Origin of the sequence: Reyranella sp. (assembly GCF_052439685.1) — a bacterium.
Classification (GTDB): Bacteria; Pseudomonadota; Alphaproteobacteria; order Reyranellales; family Reyranellaceae; genus Reyranella.
The window spans coordinates 133,392-143,987 of sequence record NZ_JBQVQG010000014.1; the positions used below are offsets into that span (position 1 = coordinate 133,392).

9 protein-coding genes are annotated in these 10,596 nt (G+C 65.7%); all 9 read left to right on the forward strand.

Annotated features, from left to right (window positions below):
• Positions 1–6 precede the first annotated feature (6 nt).
• Complete coding sequence (locus tag ACT6UX_RS18555) at positions 7–366, forward strand: response regulator (RefSeq protein WP_444776628.1); 360 nt, start codon at positions 7–9, stop codon at positions 364–366.
• A gap of 6 nt (positions 367–372) precedes the next feature.
• Positions 373–2,547 (forward strand): ATP-binding protein, encoded by a 2,175-nt coding sequence (locus ACT6UX_RS18560; RefSeq protein ID WP_444776629.1) that lies wholly within the window; start codon positions 373–375, stop codon positions 2,545–2,547.
• Between the two features lie 39 nt (positions 2,548–2,586).
• On the forward strand, positions 2,587–3,699 hold the full coding sequence (locus ACT6UX_RS18565) for an HlyD family secretion protein (protein WP_444776630.1): 1,113 nt from the start codon (positions 2,587–2,589) through the stop codon (positions 3,697–3,699).
• Complete coding sequence (locus ACT6UX_RS18570) at positions 3,696–4,847, forward strand: FUSC family protein (RefSeq protein ID WP_444776631.1); 1,152 nt, start codon at positions 3,696–3,698, stop codon at positions 4,845–4,847. Before ACT6UX_RS18565 ends, ACT6UX_RS18570 begins: the two co-directional genes overlap by 4 nt.
• A gap of 113 nt (positions 4,848–4,960) precedes the next feature.
• On the forward strand, positions 4,961–5,860 hold the full coding sequence (locus ACT6UX_RS18575; RefSeq protein ID WP_444776632.1) for a DMT family transporter: 900 nt from the start codon (positions 4,961–4,963) through the stop codon (positions 5,858–5,860).
• 263 nt (positions 5,861–6,123) lie between these two features.
• Positions 6,124–7,206, forward strand: coding sequence for an ABC transporter substrate-binding protein (locus ACT6UX_RS18580; RefSeq protein WP_444776633.1), 1,083 nt, complete (start codon positions 6,124–6,126; stop codon positions 7,204–7,206).
• Positions 7,206–8,141 carry an ABC transporter permease gene (locus ACT6UX_RS18585; protein WP_444776634.1) on the forward strand — a complete coding sequence of 312 codons (936 nt, stop codon included), beginning with the start codon at positions 7,206–7,208 and terminating at the stop codon, positions 8,139–8,141. The genes ACT6UX_RS18580 and ACT6UX_RS18585 overlap by 1 nt, the downstream gene beginning before the upstream one ends.
• On the forward strand, positions 8,131–8,958 hold the full coding sequence (locus ACT6UX_RS18590; protein ID WP_444776635.1) for an ABC transporter ATP-binding protein: 828 nt from the start codon (positions 8,131–8,133) through the stop codon (positions 8,956–8,958). Before ACT6UX_RS18585 ends, ACT6UX_RS18590 begins: the two co-directional genes overlap by 11 nt.
• 31 nt (positions 8,959–8,989) lie before the next feature.
• Positions 8,990–10,531 (forward strand): amidohydrolase family protein, encoded by a 1,542-nt coding sequence (locus tag ACT6UX_RS18595; RefSeq protein ID WP_444776636.1) that lies wholly within the window; start codon positions 8,990–8,992, stop codon positions 10,529–10,531.
• Positions 10,532–10,596 lie beyond the last annotated feature (65 nt).

The window sequence follows — 10,596 nt, forward strand, 5'->3', positions numbered from 1 at the left end:
TCCCGCATGTCGAGTGTGTTGCTGGCAGAAGACGAGTTCCTGATCCGCGCCGTCCTCGTCGACGCGCTGAGCGACGTCGGCGTCGAGTGCATCGAAGCAGCGACCGGGCGCGAGGCTCTCGACGTCCTGCAAAGCGACACGCCGCTCGGTGTCGTGATCGTCGACATCGGTCTTCCCGACATGTCGGGCGAAAAGGTGATCGAGGCGGCGGCCCTGCACAGGCCCGGCCTTCCCATCATCCGCTGCTCGGGAGCATCCGCCCCCAGCACGCTGCCGGCCGGAATCAGCATGCATTCCTTTCCCAAGCCTTATAGCGCGTCGGAACTCTCCAACTTCGTGGCCTCACTCATCCGTAAGTCTGCCTAGGCGCACGTGCGGCGGCTCCTCAAACTCGAGACCTGGACGCTGCGTGGCAAGACGGCGGCCGACGCTTCCTTCGTTCTCCTCGCCGCCACGCTCGTCGTCCCAGCCGTGCTTTTCGCGGGGGCAAGCTGGCTCGCCTACGGCGAGACCCAGCGGCAATTCGAGGAGCGGCTGAACCGGACTCTCGATCTTCTCTATGTCGGGTCCCGGGCCACCTTCGAGACGCAGCAGCTGATCGTGAGCAACGTGATCAGCCTCGTCGACGATCTGAACGACGATGATATCCGGCACAACGAGGCCAAGCTGCACCAGCAGCTGAAGCATCTCATTCAAAGACTGCCGCAGGTCGAGGACGTCTTCATCCTCGACAGGGAAGGGCGGCCGTTGGTCGCCGCCGACGTGCACCCGATGCCGGAAAACGTCACGGCGGCGGACCGGCCCTATTTCATGGCTCACCGTGATGACCGGCAGCAGCGCTACGTCAGCGAGACGTACCGCAGCCGCATCAAGAACCTGGACATCTTCCAGTACAGCGAGCGGCGCCTGAGGCCGGATGGTGGCTTCGATGGTGTCATCCTCGTGGCCATCCCTCCGTCCTACTTCGGAAAGCTCTTCGAGCAGGCGTCCGGGGTGGACAATTATTCGATTTCCCTCGTGCGCGCCGACGGGGAACTGCTGGCGCGATATCCGGCGTCGACGGGACCAACCAGATTCGAACGCGGCTCGGCGTTCATGCAGGCGATCGCGGCAAACCCGGAGTCGGGTACCTACACCACGCCTCAGGCCACCATCGACGGCATCGCGCGCACAGTGGTTTATCGCAAGCTCCCCGACCTGCCGGTCTACGTGGCGGTGGGCGTCGCCAGCGATGCCGTCCGCGAGGCCTGGATGCATCGCATGTCGGCACATCTCCTGTTCGGGCTGCCGGCGACGTTGGCCCTGTTCGCCCTGGCGCTGCTCGCCTCGCGGCGCGCCGCGGCCCAGGCCGATACGCTGGAGCAGCTCCGTGAGGAGCAGGTCCGGCGCGCGACGGCAGAGGAGAGCCTGCGCCAGTCGCAGAAGATGACCGCGGTGGGACAGCTCACCGCCGGCATCGCCCACGATTTCAACAACCTGCTCACCGGCATCGGGGGCGCCATCGAGATGGTGGGGCGGCGCGTGCCGCAGCCGACGCCCGAGGTCGTGCGCTTCCTCGACCTCGCGCGAACCGGCGTGTCGCGGGCCGCCACGCTCACCCAGCGTATGCTGGCTTTCGCGCGCCAGCAGCCTCTGCAGATCGAGGCGGTCGATGCCAACCGGCTGGTCACCGGCATGTCCGAACTGTTGCGGCGGACGCTCGGCGAGACCGTGCAGATCGAGACTGTGCTGAGCGGCGGCCTGTGGCGCGCGAGCGCCGATCCGGCGCAGCTCGAAGCCGCGATCCTCAACCTCGCGATCAATGCCCGCGATGCCATGCCCGGCGGCGGCACGCTGACGATCGAGACGGCCAACGCCCATCTTGACGATGCCTATGCTGCCGCCAATGCCGAGGTCACGCCGGGCCAGTTCGTCATGATCGCGGTCTCCGACACCGGCACGGGCATGGACCAGCAGACGATCGCCCGCGCGTTCGAGCCGTTCTTCACCACCAAGGAGCGCGGCCAAGGAACGGGGCTCGGCCTCAGTATGACCTATGGCTACATCAAGCAGATCGGCGGCCATCTGAAGATCTACAGCGAAGTCGGACATGGCTCGACCGTGAAGGTCTATCTGCCGCGGACCCAGATCGAAGTGGGCACCGCGGCCGACCTCGCGCCCGCGGTCAGCGCCGCGGCCGGGGCCGGGCCGGTCGTGCTGGTCGTCGAGGACGATCCGGTCGTGCGCGAGTTCGCCGTGGCCGCCTGCCGCGAATGCGGCTGCACGGTGCATGAGGCCGGCGACGGAGAGCAGGCGCTCCGCATCCTGGAGAAGCAGCTCGATATCGTCCTCCTGTTCACCGATGTCGGTCTGCCGGGCGGCATGAACGGGCGTCAGCTCGCAGGGCTCGCGGTCGCACGTCGGCCCGAGCTCAAGGTTCTCTACATGACGGGATACACGGCGAACGCCATCGTTCACCACGGCGTCATCGATGCTGGGGTGAACTTCCTCGGCAAGCCGTTTTCCGTTTCGGCGCTCGCGGCGAAGATCAAGGGCATGGGCTTCTAGCGCCGGGCACGTTACCTTGTGGACGCGATGCCGCCCGACGTGACCCCGCCCGGACAGAACGAGATCGTGCCCGCCGCGCCGAAACCCGTTGCGACGCCAGCGCCACCACCCGAAGCAACCCAGGCCACGGCACCCGAACCGCCTTCAGTCCCGGCGCCGCCCGCCAGGCCGGCCGTCGAGACGAGCCGCCTGCATCGCCTGCTCACGGTCGGCGGCACGATCCTTGGGCTCTTCATCCTGTACGAGGTCGTCACCTATTTCGTCGCCTTCACCGATGACGCCTATGTCCGTTCGGACCTGGTGGCCGTGGCGCCGCAGGTGACCGGGCAGATCATCGAGGTCGATGTCGTCGACAACCAGGACGTCAAGATCGGCGACAAGCTGTACACGATCGATCCGGAGCCCTTCCAGCTCGTGGTCAATCAGTGGAAGGCGCAGATCGATCGCGCCGCGGCCCAGCTCAAGGTCGCGCAGGAGGAGCTGGCGCTTGCCCAGGCGGCCCTGCAGGTCTCGACCTCGAGCCACACCTATGCCGTCCAGGAGCAGAGCCGGTTCTCCGACCTCGCCAAGCGCGAGTTCGCCCCGATTTCCGAACTCGACCGGGCCAACGACGAGCTGCGCCGGTCCCGGGCCGAGATGACGATCTCCACGGTGGCGATCGCCAAGGCGGAAACCGATATCGGCGCCCATCAGGCGGCATTGGAGCTTGCGAAGGCGCAGCTGGCGTCGGCGCAGTGGAACCTCGACCGAACCGTCGTGCACGCGCCGAATAACGGGGCGATCACCAATCTCACGATCCGCAAGGGCGACATGGCCACGATCGGCGTGCCGAACGTCGGCATCGTCGACGCCGATGCCTGGCGCATCATGGCCAACTACAAGCAGTACTACATCCGCGACTTCAAGATCGGCGATACCGCCTGGGTCTGGCTCGACAGTTCGCCGTGGCACTTTCACAAAGGCAGGATCACCGGGGTCGCCCGCGGCTTCAGCCGCAACCCCGGCGTCGACAAGCTGCTGCCCTACGTGGCGCCGACGACGGACTGGATTCGCCTGCAGCGCCGCATTCCGGTGACGATCGTGCTGGAGGACCTGCCGCCCGGCTTCAAGCTCTACATGGGCGCCGACGCGCGGACCGTGATCTTCCCGTGAAGGGCGTTACGGAGATCGGGCGCTACGGCAGGGCGGTGGCCGAGGACGTCCGTGAAGGTGCGCGGCTCTTCGATCGCACTCTGACCGGATTCTGGCGCGAGTTGGCCGACATCGGCACCCGCCCGGCACAGTCGCGCATGGGCACGGTCGCGGCGATCTCGGTGGTGCTGACCACCACGGTGGCGCTGGTGATGCAGCTCGACGCGCCGTGGTGGGCGGCGATCAGCGGCTACATGTCCCTGATGTCGACGGGGGCAGCCTCGGTGCGGCGCGGCGTGCTGCGTCTGAGCGGCACGATCGCAGGCGCCGTGCTCGGGTTCGTCATGGCGCGCTGGCTGCCCTACGACCAGGTCGCGCTGTGCCTGTTCCTGGGCTGTGCGACGATGGCCGGCGTGATCGCCGTGCAGGTGAGCCCGCACGGGCTGGCCTGGCTCTTCATGTCGATCACCTCCAGCCTGGTCCTGCTGATGAGCCTGAACGACCCCACCCAGGCCTTCGAGATCGCCTGCTACCGCACGCTCGACGTGGCGGTCGGCGTCTCCTGCGCGATGGTCACGGCCAAGCTGCTGCAGGAGTGGCACGCCGAGCCGCCCGCCACGGCGCCGGGCTGGCGCCATCTGCTGGGCGCGCAATGGCCGTCGGTCCTGCATGGATTCCGTGCCGCCGTTTCCGTTGTGACGGTCATGATCGTCTGGGTGATGGCGGACCTGCCGGACGTGGGCGAGATGGCGGTCACGATCGCCGTCGTGATGGCGGCGCCGCTGATCGCCGACGGCGGTACGACGACGCGCCATCTGGTCGCGGAGAAGTCGTTCCACCGCTTCATGGGCTGCCTGCTGGGCGGCATCGTCGCCCTGGCTTGCCTCGCGCTGCAGGTCGAGTCCTTCTTCTGGTGGCTCGCCATGATCGGCGGAGTCGTCTGGGTCGGTATGCACATCCAGATGGGTCGTCATGGTATCCCTTATGTCGGCACCCAGTTCGCCTTCGTCTTTGTCGTCACGATGGTGCAGGGGCTGGCGCCGCCCGACAGCATCATGCCGGGAGTCGACCGCTTCGCCGGGATCACCGGCGGCCTCGGTATCCTGATGATTGTTTCGCTGCTGCTCTGGCCGTCCGACCAGGAACTCACCAAGGAACTGCGCACCTGACGTGCAGCGGCGGCCCGTCAATGCCAGCATCCGGAACGACCCATGCGCTCCGGGCGCCCGCTTAGTCCGTGCCTGCACTTGTTGGTCGGCGCCAGCAGGTTAAGTTGCCGCCGATGAGTGCCAGCGCGCCCCCGCCGACCGACCGGATCCTGCGGGCCATCCTCTCGATCATCTTCTCGGTCCTGTGCTTCTCCGTCCTGAACGCCATGTCCAAGACGCTGAGCCAGACCTATCCGGTCATCGAGGTGATCTGGGGCCGCTACGTCTTTGCCTTCGTCTTCATGATGGCGATCTTCCTGCCGCGGGCCGGGTTGGCACTGTTCCGATGGCACAACGTGCCGAGCCAGATCGTGCGCGGCCTGCTGCTTTTCCTGTCCTCGTACCTCTATTTCCACGGCATCGTCGACATGCCGCTCGCCTCGGCGGCCTCGATCTCGCTCACCAGCCCGCTGATCGTCACGGCCCTGTCGTCGAAGTTCCTGGGCGAACCTGTGGGGCCGAAGCGCTGGATGGCCGTCATGGTCGGCTTCGTCGGGGCCCTGATCGTGGTTCGGCCCGGCTCTGCGCATTTCGAGTGGCATTCTCTGTGGATCGTCGGCAGCACGATCTCGAGCTCGCTCTACCAGCTCTTCTCGCGGCGCTACGGGCGGGCCGAGCGGCCCGATGCCTCGGCCACCATGGCGACGATCGTCGGCACCGCGGTCGCCCTGCCGATGCTGCCGTTCGAGTGGGTTACCCCGACGTTCGGATGGCATTGGGTCCTGTTCATCGGCATGGGCATCATGGCGGGCGTTGGCCATTATTTCCTGACCATTGCCTACAGCCAGGCGCCGGCCGCCGTTGTCGCGCCCTTCAACTACGTGCAGCTGCTCGGCGCTGCGCTGCTGGGCTATCTCGTGTTCGGCGATTTTCCCGACTTCTGGACCTGGGTGGGGGCGGGCGTGATCATCTGCTCGGGCCTCTATCTCGGGCACATCGAACGGCAGCGGCATCGCGCTCTGGTCAAGAAATAGCATCCTTGACCGGGAATTGACCTGAGGCCGCGCCGCCGCGGGGCGGCGTGTGTGCTGCCGTTGCCGATTCTCCGCTGTGGCACACCCCTTGCTTCAAAAAACGGCAGCGCAGAATCGCGCTAGCGCGATTCTTCTCGGTTGGCGTGCCGGCACCTTTGAGGACGGTCGCACCGAGTAGCGACCGACAAGGAGTTGTCAGTCGCAGACTCGCCCAAGCCAGCAGTCCCTACCCAAATTTTCTCCGCTGCCCGAGGAGGCTCTCCATGTGTGATCGCATTGGCTGTACGCATTTTCCCGATCTGTCCAAGATGAACTTCGGCGGCGCCGTCGCGCCGTCACGCCGCGGCTTCCTGAAAGGCGCCGCCGCCGTCAGCACCATCGCCATGGCGGCCGGTCCAGGCATGCTGATGGGCGGACCGGCTCACGCTGCGGCCGGGCTCAAGTCGACGCATGGCACGGGCTTCTGCAATCTCAACCTCTTCCTTGCCCATTCGCGCCAGTACGCCAAGGCGAGCGGCACCGAACTCGTGTTCGTGAACACGCCGACCTCGGCCGAGATGGTGACGTTCCTCGGCATGGGACAGGTCGATCTGGGGTTGATGCCCTACACCAGCTTCATGGCGCTCTACGATGCCGGCGCGCCGGTGAAGATCGTGGCCGGTGGCGGCGTCGAGGGCTGCGCGATCGTGGCGCGCCCCGGCCTCGACACGCCGGAGAAGCTCAAGGGCAAGACGCTGGGGACCTTCCAGCTCGATACGCTCGAGGTCATGCCCTACGACTACCTGAAGAAGCATGGCATTCCGTTCAAGGACGTGAAGGTCCGCTACATGGGCAACACGCCGGAGGCGGTCGAGGCTTTCAAGGCGGGTGCCATCGACTGGATCTGCACCATCGAACCCTATGCCTCGGCGCTGGTGAACGACGTCAAGGGCGCGGTCATGCTGACCAACGGCATCGACCTCTACGGCAAGGGCTACACCGACTGCGTGCTGGCCTCGCGGGCCAGCCTGATCAAGGACAATCCTGCCGGCCTCAAGGCGATCATCAAGAGCATGATGCAGGCCCAGCTCGACGCCGAGACGAATACCGACGACGTGCTGAAGGAGCTGGTCGGCAAGTACTACAAGACCTCGATGGAGAACGCCAAGATCGCGCAGGGCAAGCAGCCGGCGATCGTCGATGCGCGCAGCCAGACCGACTTCATCCTGCAGCGCACCGACAGCGTCATGGAGATGGGCTACATCAAGAAGAAGCCCGGCCGCGACGCGATCGACTGGACGCTGCTCGAAGAGGTCATCAAGGAGAATCCCGACCTCTACGGCAAGCTCAAGTACAAGTCCGCCTGATGGCTGTCGTCACTCGCGACAGCGAAGCGTCGGGCCCCGCCGCCGGGACATCCCGCCCGGCGGCGGTCTCGCGCTTCTACACCGGCATGGTCAACCTCGAATGGTTGACCAAGGCCTGGTGGACCATCCTGTCGATCAGCCTGTTCGCCGGTATCTGGGAACTGTGCTGGTTCTTCGGCTGGGCCGATCCGAAGCTGCTGCCGCCGCCGCACATCTTCCTCGGCAACCTCGCGGAGCAGGGCAAGTTCTTCAACACCGCCACGCGCTGGCAGGTCGGCCAGGCGATGAATGCCGGCCCCTCGGCCTTCGAATCGGTGATGATCACGGTGGGCGCCACGACCGCCCGCGTGTTCATCGGCCTGGCGATGGCCTCGGTACTGGCGATCGGGATGGGTGTCCTCATCCGCTACCATCATTTCTTCGACAAGCTCGTGCTGCCGACCATCACGCTGCTGTCGCCGGTGTCGCCCATTGCCTGGCTGCCGGTCGCCATCTTCCTGTTCGGCATCGGCAATGCGCCCGCCATCTTCATGGTGGTGGTGGCACTGTTCTTTCACATGGTGCTGGCCACGGTCGCGCAGATCGACGGCGTCAGCCCCAATTTCATCAACGTCGCTCGTACGATGGGCGCGTCGAAGCGACAGATCTACGGGCGGGTCATCGTGCCGGCGATCCTGCCCGGCATGCTGCAGGTGCTGCGGCTCAACCTGTTCGGCGCCTGGATGGTGGTGCTGGTCGCGGAGTCGACGGGTGTCGGCTACGGCATGGGGCAGGTCATCATGCTGGCGCGCAACACCTTCAACCCCTCGCTGGTCTTCTTCACCATCGCCGTGATCGGCGTGCTGGGCTTTGCCTTCGACTGGCTGTTGCGCCAGGCCCAGCGGCGTATCCTCTACTGGCTGCCCGACACCAAGGAGAAGCTGCGTGGCCTTTGATGCACCGCCGACATTCTCGTCGAAAGACGCCGTGGTCTGCCGCGGCGTCGGCAAGACCTGGGCGGCCGGCACGAAGCGAGCCCACAATGCTCTGACGGACATCGACCTCGATGTCGCGCCGGGCGAATTCGTGGTCCTTCTCGGCCCCTCGGGCTGCGGCAAGAGCACCTTGCTCTATCTGATCGCCGGCCTCGAAGACGCGACCGAGGGCCAGCTCTGGTCTTTCGGCGACCTGGTGGAGACGCCGTCGCCGCAGCGCAGCCTGATCTTCCAGGAAACCTCGCTCTTCCCGTGGCTGACCGTGTGGGAAAATGTGAGCTTCGGCCTGTCGATCCGCGGTGCCAGCAAGGAAGAGCGTCGCAGCGTCGCCGCCGAGGCGCTTCAGCGGGTCGGGCTCAAGGCCGCAATGGACAAGCGGCCCGACGAGCTGTCGGGTGGCATGCGCCAGAGGGTCGCCGTGGCCCGCGCGCTCGCCATGCGTCCCAAGGTGCTGTTGATGGATGAGCCGTTCGCGGCGCTGGACGTCCAGACGCGGGCGCGCATGCAGGATTTCCTGCTCGATGTCTGGCGCGATTCCGGTGCTTCGGTGCTGTTCGTCACCCATCACATCGACGAGGCGGTGGCCTTGGCCGACCGGGTCGTCGTCTTCACGTCGCGGCCGGGGCGCATCAAGACCATCGTGCCAATCGACATGCCACGCCCGCGCAACCTTTTCTCGCGCGAAGCGGAGGATCTCCGCATCCAGCTCACCGACCTGCTGCGCGATGAGGTCGATCGCGCCTTCGCCGAGCAGGAAGCGCTCGCCGCCACCGCCTGATTCAAATGTCACAGACGAAGGAGAAGCCGACATGGCCACCAGCCTGATCCGTAGCCGCGCCGCCATCACGGGCACCAAGGACCGTTTTACCTGGAACGAGATCAAGGACGGCGCCGTCCTCCAGGAAGACGGTGTCATCGTCGAAGTCGGCACCTATGACGACCTGCACGCCAAGCACCCGACCGTGCCGGTGATCGGCACGGGCAAGGAGATCCTGCTGCCGGGCTTCGTCAACGGCCATCACCATGTCGGCCTGACGCCGGTTCAGCTCGGCTCGCCCGACATGCCGCTGGAACTGTGGTTCATCACCCGCATGGTGATCCGCAACGTCAACCTCTATCTCGATACGCTCTATTCGGCCTTCGAGATGATCGGCTCCGGCATCACCACGGTTCAGCACATCCAGGGCTGGATGCCCGGCACCCTGCCGGATGTCGAAAAGCGCGCGAACGATACGATCAAGGCCTATGAAGATGTCGGCATGCGGGTCAGCTACTGCTATGCGGTGCGCGACCAGAACCGGCTCGTCTACCAGGCCGACGAGGAGTTCGTGCGCGGCCTGCCGAAGGAGCTGCAGGGGCCGATGCAGCGCTGGTTCGACCGCTTCAAGATGGGCCTCGACGATGCGATGGACATGTTCAAGTCCTTCCATTCGCAGCATCACAACAAGCGCCGGGTGAAGATCCAGCTGGCGCCGGCCAACCTGCACTGGTGCTCGGACCCGGCGCTCACCAAGCTCAGCGAAGCCTCGGCCCAGTACAACGTGCCGATGCACATGCACCTGCTCGAGACCGCCTACCAGAAGGAATATGCCTGGCGGCGCGGCAACTGCACGGCGCTGGAATACATCGACCGCTTCGGCATGGTGAACGAGCGTCTGACGCTCGGCCATGGCGTCTGGCTGAACGAGAAGGACATCGACCGGCTGGCCGAGGCCAAAGGCTGCGTCTGCCACAACTGCTCGTCCAACTTCCGCCTGCGCTCCGGTGTGGCGGCGCTCAATCACTTCGAGAAGAAAGGCATCAACACCGCGATCGGCCTGGACGAGGCCGGCATCAACGACGACCGCGACATGCTGCAGGAGCTGAAGCTGGTGCTGCGCGCGCATCGCGTGCCGGGCATGGTCGAGGCCGACGTGCCGACCATGGCGCAGGTGCTGCGCATGGCCACGGTCGGCGGCGCCAGGACGACACCGTTCGGCGAAAGCATCGGCACTTTGGAGGTCGGCAAGGCCGCCGACATGGTGCTGATCGACTGGGACAGCGTGGCCTATCCCTATCTCGACGAGATGACGCCGACGCTCGACGCAGTGGTGCAGCGGGCCAAGCAGCAGGCCGTGACCATGACGATGTGCGACGGCGAGGTGATCTACAAGGACGGCCTTTTCACCAAGGTCGACAAGACCGCGGCGCTGAAGGCCCTGCACGACGATCTCAGCAAGGCCCTGGCCGACGACGAGGTCGAGCGTCGCAAGCTCTCGGTCGCCCTGCTGCCGCACGCCCGCAAGTTCTACGAGAACTACATGGACCCCTCGAAGCACCAGCCGTTCTACAGCCCCAGTTCGAGGGTCTGACAAGGCGTACTCTCAAGGGAGCGCGCCACTCCAGTGGCGCTCATGATCATGATGCGCCACTGGAG

Bases quoted from the DNA above. Each gene is read 5' to 3' on its own strand.
- ACT6UX_RS18555 (WP_444776628.1), top strand. From the start codon at position 7: ATGTCGAGTGTGTTGCTGGCAGAAGACGAGTTCCTGATCCGCGCCGTC.
- ACT6UX_RS18580 (WP_444776633.1), top strand. From the start codon at position 6,124: ATGTGTGATCGCATTGGCTGTACGCATTTTCCCGATCTGTCCAAGATG.
- ACT6UX_RS18585 (WP_444776634.1), top strand. From the start codon at position 7,206: ATGGCTGTCGTCACTCGCGACAGCGAAGCGTCGGGCCCCGCCGCCGGG.
- ACT6UX_RS18595 (WP_444776636.1), top strand. From the start codon at position 8,990: ATGGCCACCAGCCTGATCCGTAGCCGCGCCGCCATCACGGGCACCAAG.
- ACT6UX_RS18575 (WP_444776632.1), top strand. From the start codon at position 4,961: ATGAGTGCCAGCGCGCCCCCGCCGACCGACCGGATCCTGCGGGCCATC.